Annotated in this window: 21 protein-coding genes; all 21 read left to right on the forward strand. The window is 41.6% G+C overall.

All coding sequences use genetic code 11. From position 1 onward, the window contains the following. Positions 1-27 precede the first annotated feature (27 nt). The 21 genes from PBAT_RS19105 (at position 28) to glyS (ending at position 21,586) form a co-directional block, all read left to right on the forward strand. Positions 28-1,209, forward strand: a complete 1,182-nt coding sequence (locus tag PBAT_RS19105; RefSeq protein ID WP_068651905.1) for an exonuclease SbcCD subunit D — start codon at positions 28-30, stop codon at positions 1,207-1,209. After that, positions 1,206-4,628 (forward strand): AAA family ATPase, encoded by a 3,423-nt coding sequence (locus PBAT_RS19110; protein WP_068651906.1) that lies wholly within the window; start codon positions 1,206-1,208, stop codon positions 4,626-4,628. Before PBAT_RS19105 ends, PBAT_RS19110 begins: the two co-directional genes overlap by 4 nt. 283 nt (positions 4,629-4,911) lie before the next feature. Beyond that, positions 4,912-5,343 (forward strand): hypothetical protein, encoded by a 432-nt coding sequence (locus PBAT_RS19115; RefSeq protein ID WP_246168279.1) that lies wholly within the window; start codon positions 4,912-4,914, stop codon positions 5,341-5,343. Between the two features lie 171 nt (positions 5,344-5,514). Then, positions 5,515-5,874: a histidine triad nucleotide-binding protein gene (locus PBAT_RS19120; protein ID WP_068651910.1), complete on the forward strand. Its 360-nt coding sequence runs from the start codon at positions 5,515-5,517 to the stop codon at positions 5,872-5,874. 141 nt (positions 5,875-6,015) lie between these two features. Further along, on the forward strand, positions 6,016-6,189 hold the full coding sequence (rpsU, locus tag PBAT_RS19125) for a 30S ribosomal protein S21 (protein ID WP_036657994.1): 174 nt from the start codon (positions 6,016-6,018) through the stop codon (positions 6,187-6,189). Between the two features lie 15 nt (positions 6,190-6,204). Further along, entirely contained in the window at positions 6,205-6,648 is a 444-nt protein-coding gene (locus tag PBAT_RS19130) for a GatB/YqeY domain-containing protein (RefSeq protein ID WP_068651912.1), read from the forward strand. Between the two features lie 194 nt (positions 6,649-6,842). Beyond that, positions 6,843-8,168 (forward strand): NfeD family protein, encoded by a 1,326-nt coding sequence (locus PBAT_RS19135; RefSeq protein ID WP_420848802.1) that lies wholly within the window; start codon positions 6,843-6,845, stop codon positions 8,166-8,168. 39 nt (positions 8,169-8,207) lie between these two features. Next, positions 8,208-9,206: a flotillin-like protein FloA gene (gene floA / locus PBAT_RS19140; RefSeq protein WP_068587649.1), complete on the forward strand. Its 999-nt coding sequence runs from the start codon at positions 8,208-8,210 to the stop codon at positions 9,204-9,206. 10 nt (positions 9,207-9,216) lie between these two features. Then, positions 9,217-9,690: a hypothetical protein gene (locus PBAT_RS19145; RefSeq protein WP_169810140.1), complete on the forward strand. Its 474-nt coding sequence runs from the start codon at positions 9,217-9,219 to the stop codon at positions 9,688-9,690. Positions 9,691-10,035: 345 nt separating this feature from the next. Next, complete coding sequence (gene yqfC / locus PBAT_RS19150; RefSeq protein WP_068651917.1) at positions 10,036-10,329, forward strand: sporulation protein YqfC; 294 nt, start codon at positions 10,036-10,038, stop codon at positions 10,327-10,329. After that, complete coding sequence (gene yqfD, locus PBAT_RS19155; protein WP_068651919.1) at positions 10,326-11,519, forward strand: sporulation protein YqfD; 1,194 nt, start codon at positions 10,326-10,328, stop codon at positions 11,517-11,519. Before yqfC ends, yqfD begins: the two co-directional genes overlap by 4 nt. Before the next feature lie 6 nt (positions 11,520-11,525). Continuing rightward, complete coding sequence (locus tag PBAT_RS19160) at positions 11,526-12,497, forward strand: PhoH family protein (protein WP_068651921.1); 972 nt, start codon at positions 11,526-11,528, stop codon at positions 12,495-12,497. Positions 12,498-12,511: 14 nt separating this feature from the next. Then, positions 12,512-14,773, forward strand: coding sequence for an HD family phosphohydrolase (locus tag PBAT_RS19165; RefSeq protein ID WP_068651923.1), 2,262 nt, complete (start codon positions 12,512-12,514; stop codon positions 14,771-14,773). 3 nt (positions 14,774-14,776) lie between these two features. After that, positions 14,777-15,274, forward strand: coding sequence for an rRNA maturation RNase YbeY (ybeY, locus tag PBAT_RS19170; RefSeq protein WP_068651925.1), 498 nt, complete (start codon positions 14,777-14,779; stop codon positions 15,272-15,274). Beyond that, positions 15,274-15,642, forward strand: a complete 369-nt coding sequence (locus PBAT_RS19175; protein WP_068651927.1) for a diacylglycerol kinase family protein — start codon at positions 15,274-15,276, stop codon at positions 15,640-15,642. Before ybeY ends, PBAT_RS19175 begins: the two co-directional genes overlap by 1 nt. A gap of 235 nt (positions 15,643-15,877) precedes the next feature. Beyond that, a complete protein-coding gene (locus PBAT_RS19180; protein ID WP_068651929.1) occupies positions 15,878-16,285 on the forward strand; it encodes a cytidine deaminase in 408 nt (135 codons plus the stop codon). Positions 16,286-16,345: 60 nt separating this feature from the next. Beyond that, a complete protein-coding gene (era, locus tag PBAT_RS19185; protein WP_068651931.1) occupies positions 16,346-17,242 on the forward strand; it encodes a GTPase Era in 897 nt (298 codons plus the stop codon). A gap of 105 nt (positions 17,243-17,347) precedes the next feature. Continuing rightward, positions 17,348-17,497: a YqzL family protein gene (locus PBAT_RS24910; protein WP_084403263.1), complete on the forward strand. Its 150-nt coding sequence runs from the start codon at positions 17,348-17,350 to the stop codon at positions 17,495-17,497. Positions 17,498-17,530: 33 nt separating this feature from the next. After that, complete coding sequence (recO, locus tag PBAT_RS19190) at positions 17,531-18,286, forward strand: DNA repair protein RecO (protein ID WP_068651933.1); 756 nt, start codon at positions 17,531-17,533, stop codon at positions 18,284-18,286. A 341-nt stretch (positions 18,287-18,627) separates the two neighbouring features. Then, positions 18,628-19,506 carry a glycine--tRNA ligase subunit alpha gene (glyQ, locus tag PBAT_RS19195; protein WP_068537690.1) on the forward strand — a complete coding sequence of 293 codons (879 nt, stop codon included), beginning with the start codon at positions 18,628-18,630 and terminating at the stop codon, positions 19,504-19,506. 1 nt (position 19,507) lies between these two features. Continuing rightward, positions 19,508-21,586 (forward strand): glycine--tRNA ligase subunit beta, encoded by a 2,079-nt coding sequence (gene glyS / locus PBAT_RS19200; RefSeq protein WP_068651935.1) that lies wholly within the window; start codon positions 19,508-19,510, stop codon positions 21,584-21,586. Positions 21,587-21,700: the final 114 nt, after the last annotated feature.

The raw sequence follows: 21,700 nt of genomic DNA on the forward strand, positions 1-21,700 counted from the left end.
AGGTAAGAGATTAGGGGGAGAAATCAAATGCGAATATTGCATACAGGCGATTGGCATTTCGGACGGACATTGGAAGGGCGCAGTCGGTTGAAAGAGCAGGAGGACTTTGTTGATGAACTGGTACGTATGGCAGATGATCAACAGGCAGATCTCATATTAATGGCTGGGGATGTGTATGATTCTGTCAACCCTCCAGCTATGGCGGAACAACTATTCTATGAGGCTTGCGCAAGGTTAAGCGAGGGGGGAAGACCACTGGTAGTCATAGCGGGCAATCATGATCAGCCTGAGCGAGTGGCTTCAGTATCGCCCTTGGTGACTCGACAGGGTATTACGCTTGTTGGGCTTCCGGCGGCGGACGCTGTGACGATTCATACACCTCGTACAGGAGAAATTGCCAAGATTGCTGCACTCCCTTATCCATCGGAAGCCCGACTTAATGAATTGTTAGTATCCGAGGGAAATGAGGATGATCTGCGTCAAGCATACAGTGCTCGTGTCGGTAAATTAATGAGTATGTTGTCGCGTGAATTTACACCGAAGACGATCAATTTGGCGATGAGTCATATTTATGTGTTAGGTGGTGTGGAGACAGATTCTGAGCGTCCTATTCAGGTTGGAGGTGCTTATACCGTCGATCCATCTGCTCTATCTATTGGTGCACAGTATACGGCCCTAGGACATCTCCACAGACCTCAGGCTGTAAAGGGGGAGGGTATGATTCGTTATAGTGGATCACCTCTGGCATACAGCTTCTCAGAAGCCGGACAAGCCAAGTCGGTTGCGATGTTGGATATATCACCTGGAGGACAGCCTGTTCTCGAAGAGCTATATCTATCTTGTGGGCGACCACTCGTTCGATGGAGAGCTAAGGGTGGTCTTGAAGAAGTCAACCGCTGGCTGGACGAGGGACTGGATGAGCGTGCATTTATTGATTTGGAAGTATCCTTGACTGAAGCGTTATCTCTTGCCGAAATTCAGAGACTACGTAAGAGCCGTGAAGGATTAATCCATATCCGTCCTATATATCCAGATATGGACGTGGTAGAGATGGAAATTGAGCGTTCGCGGATGCCTTTACATGAAATTTTCCGTAAATTCTATCAGCGACAGACGGGGGGAGCAGTACCCGATGATGGAATGGTACAATTGTTCCTTGAACTTGTTGAAGAGAACGGGACGCTTCAGGAAGAAGGGGATGCACAATGAAGCCAATTACTCTAAAACTCGCTGGACTACAAAGTTATCGTGAACCGCAACAGATTGATTTTGACGAACTTACGCAAATGGGGTTGTTTGGGATATTCGGTCCTACGGGTAGTGGTAAATCCACCTTGCTTGATGCCATAACACTTGCGCTGTATGGCAAAGTGGAGCGGGCTGTCAACGGAACACAAGGGATTATGAATCATTCGGAAGATTCATTGTTTGTATCTTTCACTTTTGAATTAAATTCATCTGAAGGACCACAGCAATATCGTGTAGAACGTCGGTTTAAGCGAACGAATGAATTATCTATAAGTAATACGATTAGCCGATTTATTGAAGTTACGCCAGACGGGGATCAAGTAATGGCAGATAAATTGGCAGATGTCACTCGCTGTGTAGAAGATAAAATTGGACTCAAAATGGATGATTTCACAAGAGCTGTCGTTCTACCTCAGGGGAAATTCGCTGAATTCTTGTCCTTGAAGGGAAGCGAGAGACGGCAAATGTTGCAACGTCTATTTCATCTTGAGCAATATGGTGATCAATTAGCGCTGAAGTTAAGCCGTCGGGTGAAAGAGAATGAAGCAGCTCTTCAGAATATTGTGGCAGAGCAGCAAGGTTTGGGGAATGCAGGCAATGAGGCTTTAGAAGAGGCTAAGAAGCAATGGATTGAAGCGATAGCTGAAGCCGAAACTTCTCGAAGCAGACTTAATGAAATTAAGGTGCAGGCTGAGCGTTTATCCAGAGTATGGGAATGGCAAATTGAACGTGACCGGAGACAAGAACAATTAGTACAACTTGGCGCTTTAGAACATGAAATTCTCATGTTAGAGGACAAACTTGCTAAAGCGAGTGTTGCTCAGCAACTTATGCCTTTGCTTACGCAAATGCAGGAGAGCAAGAAAGAGCTTATAGACCGTGAAGAGAAGTCTGCATTATTGAATATTTCATCAAAGGAAGCTGAGAAATCATCTATTCTTGCAAGTGAGACGGATGAGGCTACACAGCTCATGCTATCCACTGAAGAACCGAAGTTACTGGTTAGGCAGGAACAATTGGAGCAAGCATGTAAGCTTCAACAGGAACGAGATCATCTCCGTAGCGAGTGTGATGAGCTTGAGAAGAAGAGAGCGGACGTTGTGCTTACGCAGGCTGATCTAAATGGAAAGCTGCAGAAAGAAAGTGAGCTACTTAGTAAGGGGCAGACTAGACAGGCTGAATTACAGGCAAGCTTAAAACCATTAGAGACCAGATCCCAAGAGCGGGAATTCATTCATAAAGCATTACAGCGCAAACAACATATGCAGTCTATGGAGCAGCAGCAGGAAAGTGTAACTTTAGAAGTTTCGAAACAGGAGAAAATGGTTGCTGAAATAAATGCCAAGTTAACTAGCTCTGAGCGAGATATAAAGATGAACGAGGAGAATCATAAATCCTTCTTGGTACAGCTTTCTTCCCATTTGTCTGGATTAATTGTTCAGGAAGCTACGATAGGTCAAGCGGTTATTAGACTGGGTTGCGAGGATGAGCGCTTACGTAAAGAACTCAAGAATTCAGAGATTCATGCTCTTTCACTGACTTTAGCAGCACAATTACAAGAAGGGAATCCATGTCCCGTATGTGGCTCGGAACATCATCCAGTCCCGGCAACGGTTGGTGAAATTTCCGACGATCTTATGATACAGACTGCGCAATTGGATAAGATACGTGTTATACAGTCACAACTTCAAGATCATCGTCTAACGTTTCGCCAGCTTATGAATGAGAGTAGAACGTTAATAGATCAATCTGGAGCAATGCTTCCTGAACAAGATAATTCACATGTAGCTGTGGCGAAAGAGCAGTTCGAAATGGGCGAAGAAACGTCAGTTCAATTCTCTATAGATTATTGGACAGGCCTGATCGAACAATTGGAAGAGGCATCTTTGAGGCTTACGAATATGAGCGCGGACTTGCGACAAGAAGTGACAGAATTAAAGCAGAAACAAGCTACAGTTCAGCAACAGCATATGAAATATTCGGCAGAAGCAGAAGCGATAATGAATGTTCATGCAGACACCAAGGTTAGACTCGATCAATTAACATCCGAATTGATGAAGGTACAGCAGCAGTGGATGCAAGAATTTCCAGATATCCCTATGGACGAACTTGACCAGAAGTTTCAGCTTATGCAGAAGAAAGATACCGAAGTTGAAACAATCAAGGAGCGGCTAGAGATCAGCGTTCCCTTCCTAGAGAGCAAACTGTTAGCTGTTAAGTCCCTTGAACAACAAATTGGGGATTTAGATAAGGCTCTTATCCAATGGAATACAATATGGCATTCAAAAAGTGAATTGCTGAAAGAGAAAGTAGAGAAACTCTTAGCTTGGGTAGGTGAGGGTTCAGCGGAAGTATTACTTGAGGCATGTATTCAGCAACTCCACAGGGTAAGAGCTACAGCGGCGCAAGCGAAGAGTGCGCGACGGATAGCAGAGGAATTGAAGAATGAAGCCATCAGAGGTGCTGTTATAGCACAGCAGGCTGTGGAATCGGCCGCAGATCATTATAAAGCAGCAACAAGTCGTTGGGAGCAGATGTTAAAAGCCTCAACTTTATCGACTGCGGATGAAGTGGTTGCTGGTAGTTTACAACGTGAAGAAGAGCAAAGATACGCTGATAAGGTACGGAAGCATCGTGAGAATGAGCGAGAAGTTACGTTACAGCTTGCGCATGTCGAAGACAAACTTTCAGGGAATTCCATCACCGAAGAAGAGTGGCAGATGTGCAAGGCTCAATTGGAAGAATACCGAAAGAGTGATGAAGCAGCAATCCAATTGAAGGCGAGAGCAGAACGTGATCTAGAAGATGTAGAGCAGAGACACGCAAGGTGGGCGGAGTTGGAGGATAAGCGTTCAGAACGTCAGTCTAACGGGGAGCAACTCTCTAAGCTACAATCGTGTTTACGGGGAAATGCCTTCGTGGAATATATCGCGGAAGAGCAGTTAATGCAGGTTAGTCAGGCAGCGTCTCAGCGCCTTCTATTTCTCACTAGACAACGTTATGCACTAGAGGTGGATTCCGGAGGTGGATTCGTGATTCGCGATGATGCAAATGGCGGAACACGTAGACCAGTATCCACGTTATCCGGCGGAGAAACATTCCTGACATCCTTATCTTTAGCGCTTGCCTTATCTGCCCAAATTCAACTGCGTGGGCAGTATCCTTTGCAATTCTTCTTCTTGGATGAGGGATTCGGAACACTAGATCCAGAACTACTTGAGATGGTCATTACTTCCTTGGAACGCCTTCATAGCGACCATCTTTCCGTGGGCATTATTAGCCATGTACCTGAACTACGTGCGCGATTACCTCGTAAATTAATAGTATTGCCAGCAGAGCATGCTGACGGGGGGTCTCGCTTAGTTATGGAAAATATGTAGAGATAAATACAGTTGTGATGTCTGTCACAGTAACAGCTACAAGCTGTTGTTATAATACAGTTAATAACCGACATCACTTTGAGAAGTACCTCGGCGGACTTATGGGAGGGAGATTGTTTTCCCTATTATAAGTCCGTACGTCAAGCAGCTTTTTGCAAGCTGACTGGGTACTTCTTATTTTTTTTGCTTTATGGATGTTATTCTGCATATTAATCAGTATCCATTCGCCCAGACCTGAATATGATGATTGTAGATCATGGAGTATTTAGGAGGACTAGACCAGATGGAAAAAGTTGATGCTAAGCAAGTATGTCACCACCACATGCATCGTTATGTGAGAGTGGTCATTGTGGATGGAAGAAGTTTTGATGGTTTTGTAGATAATGTAGATGATAACCACCTGCATTTAGCGGTACCTGTTGGTCATGAAATGTACTGTGATCATATGGAAAATGCTAGTATTCCGAATGAGAACATGGCTCCTGTTGGAGGATGTGGATGTAACACGCATCTACCGTCACCGTATGGAACACAGCAAGGTTATGGGAATCCATCGTTTGGATCTAGTGGATATCCGGGTGTGGATGTACGTGCTTTTGTCCCAGGATACTATCCTCCTGGATTTGGCTACAATCCATACGGGAGACGGCGCTTTAATCGTCTGCTACTGCCGCTAGTTGCATTGACTGCCATTTCTGTTTTGCCATTTTATTAAATATACAAATACCGATTGAATGGGCAGGTTCTAAGGTAAGAAAGATGACCTTAAGGACCTGCCTTACTTTTTTATTTAAGAGACGTTTTGTTTTGACTATTTGACATTGGACGAGCCTATTCTTTATCCAGTATGATAAAATAAATAAAAGTTTGTTAAGGGGGCAATATAGTGGATTGTTTATTTTGTAAAATTATAGAAGGCAGTATTCCTAGTAACAAGGTGTATGAGAATGAGAACATTGTGGCATTTCACGACATACAGCCTGCGGCTCCTACACATGTATTAATTATTCCCAAGGTACATATTGCTTCCATGAATGAGGTTTCTCCAGAAAATATGCCAATCATTGCAGAAATTCATCAGGTAGCACAGAAACTTGCAGTAGATTTAGGTATTGCCGAATCGGGATATCGACTCATTAATAATTGCGGTCGTGATGGTGAACAAACGGTGCACCATATACACTTCCACCTGCTTGGAGGTGCCAAATTAGGGGCGCTAACGGGTATCTCTAACTCTCATCAATAAGGGTATGGAAAAAAGTGTATTGTATCAGATTACGAAAAAAATAGCTGTAAGGTTGACACCTTATTTCACTATCACCTATAATAAAAGTTGATGAACCGTGTTAATACTCTTGGACGGTCTGGTCGGAGGGAGGGAAAACTGGTGTCTGAAACGAAAGTTCGTAAAAATGAGACAATCGATGCTGCACTTCGTCGCTTTAAACGTTCCATCGCTAAAGATGGCGTCTTGGCTGAGGTGAAAAAACGTAAACATTATGAAAAGCCAAGCGTTAAGAAAAAGCTGAAGTCTGAGGCTGCTCGTAAGAGAAAGTTTTAAGGGGAGCTAACAACTATGAATCTTAGCGAGCGATTGAACGAAGACATGAAACAAGCAATGAAGAGTCGCGATAAATTCAAACTCTCCACTATTAGAATGATTCGTTCGACAATCATGAATCTTGAAATAGATTTGAAAAGAACTTTGGATGATTCCGAGGTGCTTGAAATCCTAGGTCGTGAAATCAAACAGCGCAAAGATGCCCTCCAAGAATTTGAAAAAGCAGGACGCGATGATCTATCCGCTAATGCAAAAGCAGAAATCGAGATAGTCGGCCAGTATCTTCCCGCTCAGCTTACTGAAGAAGAAATTAAAGTCATTGTACAGCAGACCATCCATGAAACCGGTGCTTCTTCGAAAGCCGAAATGGGGAAATTAATGAGTGCCCTGATGCCTAAGGTTAAGGGACTCGCTGACGGCAAGCTTGTTAATCAAGTAGTTCAACAATTTCTGCAATAAACAATAACGGAACATCCCTCGATTTTGAGGGGTGTTTTTTATTTTTGAAACTTCAACAGGTATAGGACGTAGTAAGAAGGATAAGTTGGGTACATAATATAGACTTGAGTTGGATATGAATACGACAGAAAGGAGGAAGAAATTTGACGAATATCAAAAAGAAATGTTCGCTTTTTGTCATGAGTCTACTCGTCATGATGTTGATTCTCCCTGTTCTAGGTCAAATAGGAACCGTCTTTGCGGCGCCTGTATCTCCGACAGAGACTAAATCGGGGACAGTGTATATTATTCCGATTGACCAAGATATTGAAAGAGGACTTCAGAAGTTCATGGAGCGTGGATTTACAGAAGCTAAAGAAATGAATGCGTCCCTCATCGTGCTGGAAATAAACACGCCTGGTGGAAGGATAGATACAGCTCATAATATTGTTGACATCATTCGTAATAGTGAAATTCCTACGGTCGCTTACATACGGGGAGATGCTGCTTCGGCAGGAAGTTATATTGCCTTAAATGCGGATAAAATTGCTATGGCACCAGGTAGTATGATTGGTGCGGCGGTACTAGTAGATGGCATTACAGGTAATCCTATTGAGGACCCTAAGCTCGTATCCTATTGGAAGTCGCTTATGTCCAGTGCAGCTGAGGTTAGTAAGCGTGATCCGAAGATTGCTCAGGGCATGACAGATGTGAACATGGTTGTTGAAATGCCTGAAATTAACGATACGAAGGAGAAGGGCGAGATCATCTCACTGACTAGCGAACAGGCATTGAAAGTGGGGTATGCAGATACCATTGCTAATACGACAGATGAGGTCGTTAATTGGATGGGTTACTCGACGGATGATATGTTTCGTGTCGAACAATCTGGTGCTGAGAAATTTTCTGAGTTCTTAACGAATCGGATTGTGATGACTTTACTTCTGTTTATGGGAATTGCCGGAGTCATCATTGAATTGATTGTTCCTGGATTTGGAGTTCCTGGGATTCTAGGTGTTACTGGATTCGTGCTCTATTTCTTTGGTAACTATGTTGCTGGATTTGCTGGATCAGAGACATGGGTACTCTTTATCATTGGGATTATTATGCTGGCGCTTGAATTGTTTATTCCAAGCTTCGGGATACTAGGTTTGCTTGGGTCAGTAAGTCTTATTGTTGGCGTAGTACGTGCTGCTTATAGCACTTCTCATGTTGCGTTATCATTAGGAATTGCAAGTATTTCTGCATTAATCGTAATCATCATAGTAGCAATAGTGTTTAAGAAACGTGGCATATGGAATCGTTTTATATTGAACGACACGTTAAGTAAAGAAAAAGGGTTTATTCCGTCGGCTAGTAAAGAGAATTTACTTGGTAAGAATGGGATTAGTGTTACACCACTTCGTCCTGCAGGAACTGTATTAATTGATGGAGAGCGGTTTGACGTCGTCACAGATGGAGAATTTATTGGTAGTAACATGACGATTCATGTTGTGAAGGTTGAGGGTTCTCGTATTGTAGTTAAACCAATTGTTGATTAGTGTTTAATCAAATATAGATTATGGAGGATGAATCAATTTATGGATACAACATTAATTCCTATTTTGTTGATTGCTGTTGTGGTAATCATTGTGTTAAGTGTATTCTTTAATTTTTTCCCAGTTATGCTATGGATTGCTGCCCTGTCATCAGGCGTACGTATTAGCATTATCACATTAGTTGCGATGAAATTGCGTCGTGTTACACCAAGTAGAATTGTTAACCCTATGATTAAGGCTACCAAGGCAGGTTTAGGGCTTGATATTAACCAGTTGGAAAGCCATTATCTGGCAGGTGGGAACGTGGACCGCGTAGTCAATTCATTGATTGCCGCTCAGCGCGCTAATATTCCATTGGAATTTGAACGTGCTGCTGCCATTGATTTGGCGGGTCGTGATGTACTTCAAGCTGTTCAAATGAGTGTCAATCCACGCGTTATTGAGACGCCTACGGTTGCTGCTGTTGCTAGAAACGGGATTGAAGTCAAAGTTAAAGCACGTGTTACTGTACGTGCGAATATCGATCGTTTAGTCGGTGGTGCAGGTGAAGAAACGATTATTGCTCGTGTAGGGGAAGGTATAGTAACAACTGTCGGATCAAGTGATTCTCATAAAAATGTATTAGAGAATCCAGATATGATTTCTCGTACGGTTCTTTCCAAGGGATTGGATGCGGGGACAGCCTTTGAAATCTTATCCATTGATATCGCGGATGTTGATATTGGTAAGAATATTGGAGCCTATCTACAAACTGAACAAGCAGAAGCAGACAAGAGAATTGCTCAAGCGAAGGCTGAAGAACGTCGTGCAATGGCTGTAGCTCAAGAACAAGAAATGAAGGCTCGTGTTATTGAGATGAGAGCGAAAGTTGTAGAGGCTGAATCAGAAGTACCTCTAGCAATGGCAGAAGCACTACGTTCCGGACGCCTTGGCGTAATGGATTATATGAACCTCAAAAATATCGAAGCAGATACTCAAATGAGAGGATCTATCGGTAAAACTGGTGACGGTGGAGATAGTTCTAACACTCCCAAAAAATAATAAGTAGGGAATGATGTATCCCATGGATTATATTTGGCTCGTGATTGCTGCTTTAGGTGTTATTTCAGCGATAACTAACAAAGGGAAAACAAAGTCAAAGAATAACCCAAGCAGCATGCCGACATTTGGAGGGACCGGAGAACATTCGCCAGAACCTATATCTACTAGAGAAAGCGAAGACTCTGTCAGAGATTTCTCTCCAGGTCCTGATTACAAGACGGGTGAAGGTGTTTCTCAGATGTGGGAAGATACGATTGAGAATCGAAATCTTCAAATGCAAAAAGATATTGATCGTGTCACGGCTGCTTTAGATAAAATATCAACACCCTCTTCCGCAGAGTGGAATGCTTATGATAATTCTGATGAGGAATTAAAGCAGTCCAATTCTTCAGGCATGGTGAACCAAGCGGCGAATGGCATTGTTTGGTCTGAGATATTAGGGCCTCCACGTGCCAAACAACCATATAATAACCGGCAATCCTAGAATGGTTAAGATATAACGTAGACACAACGTAGACACATAGTATACAGTTCGAAACCGACCTTTATTAATCTAAGGTCGGTTTTTTTGTTGTGCTGAACTAGCTGTGTGAGTTCATACCTTCTATTGAAGCCTTGTTGCTGTTTGGATATTAATTGAGGCATTTATACGGGATGACGTAATTAAAGTCTTAGAATGGCCCCTGTGACCTTTTTGAGGATGAGTTGACACTTAAGTGAGTCTGTTATCCGTTGGGGATTATGTAGCGTATATTCGTTAGCAATTGCTTTCATAAAAATGATGTTTCCAGCATAAGGTTTAAAGTACAGGAAGGGGGAAGGCCTCCGTATGACCCGGATCAGTCGCAAACTTCGGAATTGGACATATGAGAAACTAGATTTGCCTCAGGACATTGTGTTTAATCTACCTCGTTTAACTATGATTGGTAACAAAGAACTCTTTATCGAGAATCATAATGGTGTGATTCATTTCTCACCGGATAAGTTAATTCTTGCACTTACACAAGGGTCGCTTGAGATAGAGGGATCGGAACTTATGATTCGGTCTATTTTACCCCAAGAAGTGTTGATAGAAGGAACGATTAAGCAAATAAAATACATAGGAACGGAGGAGAGTCATTGAAAATCCCAACATTAGTCTATTGGCGTGGATATGTCGGAATCACAGTTAGGAATGGACATCTGGAATCATTTATAAATGCTTTAAGCCAGATGGGCATTCCAGTGTGGGATGTTAAACCGTCTCCATCACAGTCACTTGAGATGAAAGTGTTATTATCTGATTTCCATGCTCTCCGCCCTCTTTTGAAACGGACAGGCTGCCGCATACATGTCGATACCCGGATAGGATTCCCCTTTGAAGTGGTGAAGTTGAAGAAACGTCGATTTTTTGCTGTTGGCATAGTAGCTTTTTTTACAATTTTATTCCTCTTATCATCTGTGATATGGGATGTGAAAGTAGTAGGTAACGTTAAACTCTCAACAGATGATGTACTCGTTGTAGCGAAGAAAGAGGGGATTTACCCATTTCAGTGGATATTTCGATTAAATCATTTGGACGAGTTATCACTTCAGATAAATAGAAAGTTACCTGGAACAGCATGGGTTGGGGTAGATCGCAAAGGGACTACAATTACGATTCAAGTTGTAGAATCCTCAATACCCGAGACGAAACCATTGCTCAGTCCAAGGCATTTAATCAGCAGAACAGATGCAGTAGTTACAAGTGTTTTTGCAGAACAGGGTCTTCCCTTGGTTGCAAAGAACAGTCGTGTTAAGAAGGGACAAATCTTGATCTCTGGTTTGTTAGGGGACGAGGAGAACTCTCAGGCTGTCGTTGCTAAAGGTGAAGTGAAGGGGTTAGTGTGGCATGAGTACAACATTGAAGTGCCCACTGTACAGCGATATAAAGTATATACAGGAGAAATCAAGAACAAAAGTTATCTTGTACTAGGTAATCGTGGGGTACAATTATGGGGTTACGGTAAAGTTCCATATGCTAAATATGATGTTGTAACGGAAACAGATCCTCTCACTTGGCGATCCACTAAATTACCAATGGGTTGGATGACGGAGCATGTGATGGAAACGGAAGAGAGAAGCGAAGTGATTACGATAGAAGAAGCGAAAAAACAAGGAATAGAAGGTGCAATCCGTGATATTATAGCGAAATACGGTAGTGATTCAACCATCATTAGCCGAAAAATTTTGCATGAGAAGAAAGAGAATGGTAAAGTTTATATGAAAGTTCTTTTTGAAGTGGAAGAAAAAATTGAAGAAGAGTTACCAATAGCGTACAACCAAGGAGACTGAGGCTATTTGTCAGAGAATACACACAGTATAAAGGTGTCATTTCAGAGCGCAGGTGAAGGACTAGCTATATTTGGTCCACAGGATATTTTTCTTAAGATGATTGAGGCACAAATTCCCGCAAAGATTGAGTCGCGTGAAGCTGAGATTACAATACGAGGTGGGGACCGTGAGGTTCAAATGCTTCAACAGTTGTTTGATGTGCTATTACAATTGGTACGCAACGGATACGTCTTAACGGAACGCGATGTGATGTATGCAATAGATTTAGCAAAGGACTTTAGAGCTGATCAGTTATTAGATTTGTTCAAGGGTGAAATAACAACTACCTTTCGTGGTAAGCCTATACGTGTCAAAACGATTGGTCAAAAGCATTACGTCACAACGATTAAGAAACGAGATATTGTGTTTGCGATCGGTCCTGCGGGGACGGGGAAGACATATTTGGCTGTTGTATTAGCGGTTGCTGCACTGAAAGAAGGGTCGGTTAAGCGAATTGTTCTGACACGACCTGCTGTAGAGGCTGGTGAGAATCTCGGATTCCTACCCGGTGATTTACAGGAGAAAGTAGACCCGTATCTGCGTCCGTTATACGATGCTTTATTCGATGTGATGGGACCAGATCAGACTGCAAAAGCATTAGAACGGGGACTTATTGAAATTGCTCCGCTTGCATATATGCGTGGCCGAACGCTTGAGGATGCATTTATTATTCTAGATGAAGCTCAGAATACAACACCTGAACAAATGAAAATGTTCTTGACTCGGCTCGGATTCGGCGCCAAGATGGTCATTACAGGTGATGTTACACAAATAGACCTTCCAAGAGGAAAAAAGTCGGGTTTGGTAGAAGCGAATGCCATATTAAGTTCGATAGCTGAGATTGGTTTTGTGTATTTCTCGGAGCAAGATGTTGTCCGTCATTCATTGGTTCAAAAAATTATAGTTGCCTACGATCGAGCTGCAGAAAATCAAGGCTAGAGGGGATTAACTCTATGGACTCGAAAGAAACGTCATCAGGCAAGTCATTTTCATATAAGGATGTCAGCTACAAGTATAGCGTGTTAACACGCTATACTCTGTTTTTATTTATAGTTGTGTTATTCTATGTTTCACTTGCACCTAAGGTATTGCCCGAACGTTATGATATACATCGAGGTTCATACAGCGAGAAAGAAATAACGGCACCAGTACAAATCCCCAATAGTAAGGCAACGTTAAAAGCACAAGAGAAAGCAGCTGAACAAGTTAAGCCTGATTATAGTATTATTTCACTTCGAAATGATTTGCTAGTTGTTCAGATTCTTGATCGCATTGATCGACTTAATCAAGATGATCAAGTATCCAATCAGGATAAAGTTACAATTTATAGTAAGGAAATTCCACAGAGAGCTCAGGAATTTGTGCAAAATTTCGTGAATAGTAGCCGAAGTTCAGGAGCATACTCCGATAATCTGATGGATGAAATGCTGCGAGTGATTAACCAACAGACATATCGTATTCCAGAGGAAACGTTTATAAAAATACCTAGACTTACAAGTGAAGATATTCAGGCTATGAAACCCGTGGCTCGGAATATTGTTGAGAAATTGAGTAATGATCAGATCATGGATGCTCAAACAGCTCGAGCTAAAGTGGCGGAAGCCGTGAGTACAAGCTCTCTTAGTCAGCGGACATTACGAGAAGTTGTGCAAGAAATTGCACGATTGGCGCTTACAGCGAATAAATTTTACGATGAGGAAACAACGAAGGAAGCCAAAGTTCAGGCACGCGAGGATACAGATACCGTTTTCATTAAGCAAGGCGACATTCTCGTAAGTAAGGGACAATTTGTCACTGATGAATTATATGCCTTTTTAGATGATAATAAGCTTCTGAAGAACGAGGTTAATTATTGGCCACAACTAGGGCTTTTCTTGTTATCATGTTTGTTGGCATTTGGACTGCATATGTTCATTCGCCAATCTAGTGCGGGTAAATATAGATACAATAATTCACAGTTATTGATGCTTGTCCTTATTTTTGTTATTACGGTTCTTTCAATGAACATGGTAAGTATAGTGCAGAATAGTGTTCATCCTTATATAGGTTACATTGCTCCAGTGGCTCTGGGTGCAATACTTGTATCGTTACTTATGGATGTTACATTGGCTTTCTTTTGCGCTATGATATTTAGTATATTGTCTAGTGTGATATTAAATGTTAATCAGGGACAAATTTTTGATTTTCATTTCGGGTTCTTTACAATGGTTGTTTCATATGCCGCTATATCTGCTATTCATAAGGCTAGCCAGCGATCTACCTTACTTAAGGGTGGTATCATGGTGAGTCTGTTCGGATCGATCGCTGTATTTGTGTTGATCTTAATTGACGGTAAGGATTGGAGCCAGATACAAACGTTATATACCCTTGCCTTTGCGTTTGCAGGGGGGCTACTAACGGCAGTTCTTGTTATTGGACTGATGCCATTTTTTGAAGTCACATTTGGAATTTTGTCTGCCTTGAAGTTGGTAGAATTGTCTAGTCCTAATCATCCGTTACTTCGTAAGTTACTTACAGAGACACCTGGTACTTATCACCATAGTGTTATGGTAGGTAATCTTTCAGAAGCAGCTGCCGAGGCTATTGGTGCAAATGGATTGTTATGTAGAGTTGGTTCATACTATCATGATATAGGTAAGACGAAACGACCGAGTTATTTCATTGAGAATCAGAATCATATGGAGAATCCACATGATTCTCTTGATCCTAAACTTAGTAAATCAATTATTATAGCTCATGCTAGAGATGGCGTGGAGATGTTGAAAGACTATAAGTTGCCCAAGCTCATTAGAGATATTGCTGAACAGCATCACGGAACAACATTTTTACATTTCTTTTATCACAAAGCATTGAAAAAAGCTGAGGAACAAGGCGTAGAGCCTGAATTCACAGAACTTGACTTTCGCTATCCTGGTCCAAAGGCGCAGTCTAAAGAAGCTGCTGTTGTTGGGATTGCAGATAGTGTAGAGGCTGCGGTTCGTTCATTACGCAATCCTACGGTAGACCAAGTGGAGACTATGATTGAGAAAATAATAAAAAATCGCATGGATGACCATCAGTTCAATGAGTGTGACCTCACTATGAAGGAATTGGATATTATCGGTAAAACATTGAAAGAAAGCGTGATGGGGATATTCCATTCTAGAATTGAATACCCAGAAGAAATAAAGAAGACAACGAAGATCGTCGAGAATGACAATAGAAAGGATGTTTAACATATGAGTCTACAACTGGCTTGGAGTAACGAGCAGTCGGAATATGAAATCAATGCTTCTTTAATATCTTTGCTTGAGTCCGCTTTGCAAAAGGCTGGAGAGGCTGAAAGTGTAATCGATGGGGAGGTTGCACTAACCTTCGTGAATGATGAACAGATTCATGAGTTGAATCGGGATTACCGCGGCATTGATCGTCCGACAGATGTGCTTTCTTTTGCTATGAATGATTCATTAGACGATGAACTTGAAATTGTCTATGAATTAGGAGAAGGAGAAGAGATGGAAGAGATTCCTGATGTGTTGGGTGATATTATTATCTCTGTTTCCCGAGCGAAATTACAAAGTGAAGAATTTGGTCATTCATTGGAGCGCGAAATTGGGTTCTTATTCGTTCATGGATTCTTGCATTTGCTTGGTTATGATCATCAAGACAAAGCTTCCGAAGATGAAATGATGGGCAAACAAGAGGCTGTTCTCGTTCAAGTGGGGTTGAATCGATAATGAGTAAGAAATCCTTCTTTTCTTCTTTTGGTTTTGCGGCGGAAGGAATCAGATACGCCATGACTACTCAGAGAAATATGAAGGTGCATGGGGTGGTAGCTCTATTGGTTATAGTGGCTGCTGCTGTTTTGCAATTATCGAGCATACGATGGCTGTTTCTTCTTCTAGCTATCACCTTAGTATTAACAGCAGAGATGTTTAACACAGCTTTAGAGGCTGTTGTAGACCTTATATCAAGTGATATCCATCCTTTGGCTAAAGCGGCCAAGGATACTGCCGCAGGAGCTGTGCTTCTTACTGCGGCTTTTGCAGTGGTTGTAGGAATTGTGGTCTTCTACAGACCCCTTGTGGCGTTATTTGGGGGATAAAATATAGTATTGATCAAAAACTAAGGACATGCTTCCGATGCAAGTTTTTTTACGAAGTATATCAAGAAGTAACGCTTTAAAAAACTTTAAGCGTATGCTTCCGATGCAAGTTTTTTTACGGAGTATATCAAGAAGTAACGTTTTAAAAAAACTTTAAGCGTATGCTTCCGATGCAAGTTTTTTTACGAAGTATATCAAGAAGTAACGCTTTAAAAAAACTTTTAGGAGGTCTCATATGGACTCGAAGTCGTTGTTGGAAGAAGCTATTAAAGCGCGTGAGAAAGCCTATATTCCGTACTCACACTTTGGTGTAGGTGCTGCGCTGTTAGATAGCGAAGGACAGGTATATCATGGATGTAATATTGAGAATGCAGCCTATGGGCCTACAAACTGTGCTGAACGGACAGCTATGTTCAGTGCAATTGCGAATGGTCATCAGGCGCGTAGTTTTAAAGCAATCGCAGTTGTCGCAGATACAGAAGGACCCGTTGCTCCTTGTGGTGTTTGTCGTCAAGTGATGGTAGAACTGTGTGATCTGGATATGCTAGTTATTCTAGGCAATCTAAAAGGTGAAATCCGTGAAACGACCGTGCGTGAGTTATTACCGGATTCCTTTGGTCCATCGGATCTAATCAAGAAATAGTAATGCTACTGAAATGATATTCAAGATATAGAGGAACATTTTTAGGAGGAAAATAATTAAATGGCAAAATTTAAATCAGGCTTCGTAGGGATTGTTGGAAGACCAAATGTGGGTAAATCAACATTGATGAATCAGGTGATTGGACAGAAGATCGCAATCATGTCTGACAAACCACAGACTACCCGTAACAAAATTCATGGTGTGTACACAACAGATCATAACCAAATCGTATTTCTAGATACACCCGGAATTCATAAACGCCAATCCAAGCTTGGTGATTTCATGAATCAGACCGCTCTTAACACTTTAGGTGAAGTAGAAGCTGTGTTGTTCCTTGTAGATGCAGCTGAAGGAATGGGTGGCGGTGATCGCTATATTGTAGAACAACTTACGAATGTACGAACACCGATTATTCTAGTGTTAAATAAAATTGACCGTATTGAACCGCAAGCATTATTACCTCTTATTGAGAGTTATCGTAAGCTGTATGATTTTGCAGAGATTATTCCTGTATCCGCGAAGAACGGAAATAATGTCAATACCTTATTAAAGGAATTGGAGAAGTACTTACCAGAAGGACCGCAGTATTATCCTGCAGATCAGATTACAGATCACCCAGAGCAATTTGTATGTGCTGAGCTCGTTCGTGAGAAAATACTTCATTTGACGAGAGAAGAGATTCCACATTCCATCGCAGTTATGATTGAAGATATGAAAGTTCAGGATAATGGTGTGGTGCATATTTCTGCTGTAATATTTGTGGAAAGAAGTTCGCAGAAGGGTATTATCATTGGTAAGCAAGGTGCGATGTTGAAGGAAATTGGACAGTTAGCACGTCATGATATTCAGAACTTGTTGGGGTCCAAAATTTTCTTGGAAATTTGGGTCAAAGTTAAAAAAGATTGGCGCAATCAAGATCGAGTTCTTCGTGATCTAGGTTTCCACCGCGGAAACTAGAGCTTTTATACTGGTTGGTAGGAATTGCAACACATATAACCTCGTACAAAGCACATCCTAATTTTGAAGATGCAGACGCATTTCCAAAGGAAAGGATGAATACGTATGCGAGATTTTTCGTGGAAGTATTTTGCGATGACTGGAGATGTCGATGCTTATTTGTTATTCAAAGAAGCAGGCGGCTCTTCAGATCAGGTGTTGTTTGCAACAGAACCAGTGGTAGAAGAGATGGTTGATTATGAAGAGAACGAATGAGTGGTTGCTCCGTGAATGGTTGGGGGAAGAGGCATGCTTTACAGGGTGGAAGGGATCGTCATCCGCAGCATGGACTACGGTGAAGGGAACAAAATCATTACGCTTTGCACCGAAAACGCGGGGAAAATAGGAGTACTTGTTCGAGGTGCAAAAAAAGTAAAGAGCCGGCATGCTGCATTGACGCAGCTGTTTACGTTAGGTGAATATGTATTTTTTCGAAACGGGACGGGATTAGGCACATTAAATGCAGGTGAAATATCGGTGTCTCATTATCGTTTGCGTGGAGATCTCTATATGGCAGCTTATGCATCCTATGCTTGTGAGCTGCTTGATCGTATTCTTTTAGATGAGGAGACAGGAAGCTTCTGGTTTCAACAGTTGAAGGCTTGTCTCGGTGAACTGGAAGAAGGGAAAGACCCTGGAATTATTCTCAACGTATATGAAATGAAAATGTTACAGACTGCTGGATACGCCCCAGAGTTGGATGCCTGTGTCTCATGTGGGCAATCACGAAGTGATGAGGACTTACTCATAAGTCCTCGCCTTGGTGGTGTATTATGTACGTATTGTCGGCATATGGATCCTCAATCTTTGAAAATTACGCCTCGCGCATTAAAGTTACTGCGTATATTTGAAAGGCTTGATCTAAGAAAACTTGGGAATATTGATGTGAAGGAAGAAACTAAGCTGGAATTGAAGAAAGTCATGAGATCCTTTATAGATATGCAATTAGGTGTGAATCTTAAGTCGAGAAATTTCCTGGATCAGATGGATAAATATGAAATTTGACGAATGGGATAATATCTATTAGTATATTATAAGATTATATTTATTTAATTATAACATGCATTGATCGAGAAAGTAGCGATTTAGATCCTTTAGCGAGTTGGGAACGGTGAAAGCCCAACGGAGAGAAATCGTGAAAAGGCAACTCGGGAGCATGAATGAATGATAAAAGTGGATTCTGCTTTAGCTTTAAGCGCAAGCATAATCAAGTAGGGTGGAACCGCGGGATATAAGCTCTCGTCCCTATGTCTGTTCAGCAGGCGTAGAGACGAGGGCTTTTTGCTGTTCAGACAGGATATGTGAATGTAATAAACCTGAAAAAAAAGCAAAGGAGCGATGCTAGAATGAATTTTCAACAAATGATTCTTACACTACAGCAGTTCTGGGCAGATCAAAATTGTATTATTGTCCAACCGTATGATACGGAAAAAGGTGCGGGTACCATGAATCCGATGACGTATTTGCATTCGATTGGTCCAGAACCGTGGAATGTGGCATATGTAGAGCCATCCCGTCGCCCAAGCGATGGACGATATGGAGAGAATCCTAATCGGCTTTATCAGCATCACCAATTCCAGGTTATTCTTAAACCTTCGCCTGATAATATTCAAGAAATTTATTTGGAGAGTTTAAAACGTCTTGGTATTGATCCTCTACAACATGATATAAGATTCGTTGAAGACAACTGGGAAGCACCAACATTGGGTGCATGGGGCTTAGGTTGGGAAGTATGGCTTGACGGTATGGAAGTAACACAATTCACGTACTTCCAACAAGTTGGAGGAATTGATGCAAGTCCTGTCGCTGTTGAAATAACTTACGGCATGGAGCGTCTCGCGTCGTACATTCAGGATAAAGAAAATGTATTTGACCTTGAATGGGTAAATGGGATTACATATGGTGATGTGTTTCATCAAGCGGAAGTTGAACATTCCAAATACACATTTGAAGTGTCTGATGTGAAGATGTTGTTCACATTATTTAATATGTATGAAGAGGAAGCTAATAAAGCGATGGAGCAAAATTTAGTGTTCCCTGCGTATGATTACGTATTGAAGTGTTCTCACACATTCAACTTACTTGATGCTCGTGGAGCAATCAGCGTAACTGAACGGACGGGTTACATTATTCGCGTAAGAAATTTGGCGCGACAAATAGCTGCCTCTTATTTGGGAGAACGCGAGAAATTGGGCTTCCCGCTTTGTAAGAAAGGAGACGTTTAACGTGGCTAAAGACTTATTGTTTGAGATTGGGTTGGAAGAAGTTCCTGCCCGATTTATACGTACTGCTGTAGAACAGTTGGAAGAGCGTATGATTAAGTGGTTAGAGCAGTCAAGAATCTCATATGGACAAGTGCATGCTTATGCAACTCCACGTCGTTTAGCGGTACTCGTGGAAGGTGTAGCGGAGAAGCAAGAAGATATTGAGGAAGAAGTAAAAGGCCCATCTCGCAAAATTGCTCAGGATGCTAGTGGGGCTTGGAGTAAAGCCGCTTTAGGGTTTGCTCGTAGCCAAGGTGTTGATCCTGAACAGTTTACGTTCCAAGAGTTAAATGGCGTTGAATATATATATGCAACTAAGAGCAGTTTAGGAGTAGAGACTTCAAGCATTCTATCGGAAGGCTTATTGGGCATTCTTACTTCAATGACGTTTCCTAAGAATATGCGCTGGGGCGCTCATGAATTTAAATTTGTCCGTCCGATTCGTTGGCTAATAGCTCTATTTGGAACGGATGTCATAGAACTTGAAATTACAGATGTGAAATCAGGTAATGTGACACGAGGTCATCGATTCTTAGGGGAAGATGCTGTTGTTAGAGAACCTTCCGCATATTTGGATGTGCTTCGAAGCCAGTCTGTTATTGCATGTGTGAATGAACGTAAGGATTTGATTGAGAAACAGATTAAGGCGCTTGCAGAAGAGAAACAGTGGAAAATTGCAGTTAAAGACGATCTGCTTGAAGAAGTTTTGTTTCTTGTTGAAACACCAACGGCGTTATTTGGAACTTTTGATCCTGCCTTTCTGGAAATTCCGCAAGAAGTATTGATTACTTCAATGAGGGAGCATCAACGTTATTTTCCAGTATTAAATGACCAAGATCAATTACTACCGTTCTTTGTCACTGTACGTAATGGGAATAGTACTTCTTTGGATGTCATTGCCAAAGGGAATGAGAAAGTATTACGTGCGCGTTTGTCAGATGCGAAATTTTTCTACGAAGAAGATCAGAAACTTCACATTAAGACCGCTTTGTTGAAACTTGAAAATATTGTATTCCATGAAGAGTTAGGATCGATTGCTGATAAGGTTCGTAGAACACGTCGTATCGCAGATGGTCTAGCTTCCGCATTACAGATTTCTCAGGAAGATGGAGATGCTGTCTCCCGTGCTGCTGAAATCTGTAAGTTTGATCTTGTCACTCAAATGGTTTATGAATTCCCTGAATTACAAGGTGTAATGGGTGAAGACTATGCACGTAAAGCTGGGGAAAAAGAGGAAGTAGCTAAGGCTGTATTCCAACATTATCAACCACGCTTTGCTGGAGATGACACACCTGATTCAATCGTTGGTGCACTTGTTAGTATTGCTGACAAGATCGATACCATTATTGGTTGTTTCTCTATAGGTATCATTCCAACAGGATCTCAAGATCCGTATGCACTTCGCCGCCAAGCACAAGGAATTGTTCAAATCATACTTGCGCAAAATCTACCAATTTCATTATCAGAGATACTCAATATTGCGCTTGATGTTCATGAAAGTCTTCGCAAAATGAAACTTTCCGCTGATGAAGTACGTACAGCTATCGTTGAGTTCTTTGGACTTCGGGTTAAGAAAATTCTTTCGGAGAACTTACGTTATGATGTTGTAGATGCTGTGATTACGGCAGACTTTGATGATATTGCTTCCGTAGTCTCGCGTGGTAAAGCCTTGATGGATGCTGTAATGAACCAGACAGATTTCAAAACGACGGTTGAATCATTTAATCGTGTGAGTAATCTGGGTGGTAAAGCAGAAGAACAATTTGTTATTAACGAAGCGCTTCTCCAAGAACAAGGAGAGAAGGAACTTTATAAAGCATGGCAATCTATCCAAGATGGATATCATAGTGCATTGGAACAACGAGATGGACTTAAAGCGTTGCAATGGCTAGGACAGATCCGTAACGCTATAACAGAATTCTTCGATTCAGTTATGGTTATGGCAGAGGATGAACAAGTAAGAAACAATCGATTGGCACTTTTGGCTGCCATTGATAAAGATTTAAAGGGATTCGCAGATTTCACGAAACTTGTGTGGTAATCAAGTCGTAATAGGGTAATTGTATACGGAAACCAACATTGATGGGGCCGTGTACAAGTATTTCATCATTTCCCATAAGTTGCTAAGCCTAATTAAGAAGGATTTCAGCTATTC

The organism is Paenibacillus antarcticus (assembly GCF_001637225.1).
GTDB lineage: Bacteria > Bacillota > Bacilli > Paenibacillales > Paenibacillaceae > Paenibacillus_AQ > Paenibacillus_AQ antarcticus.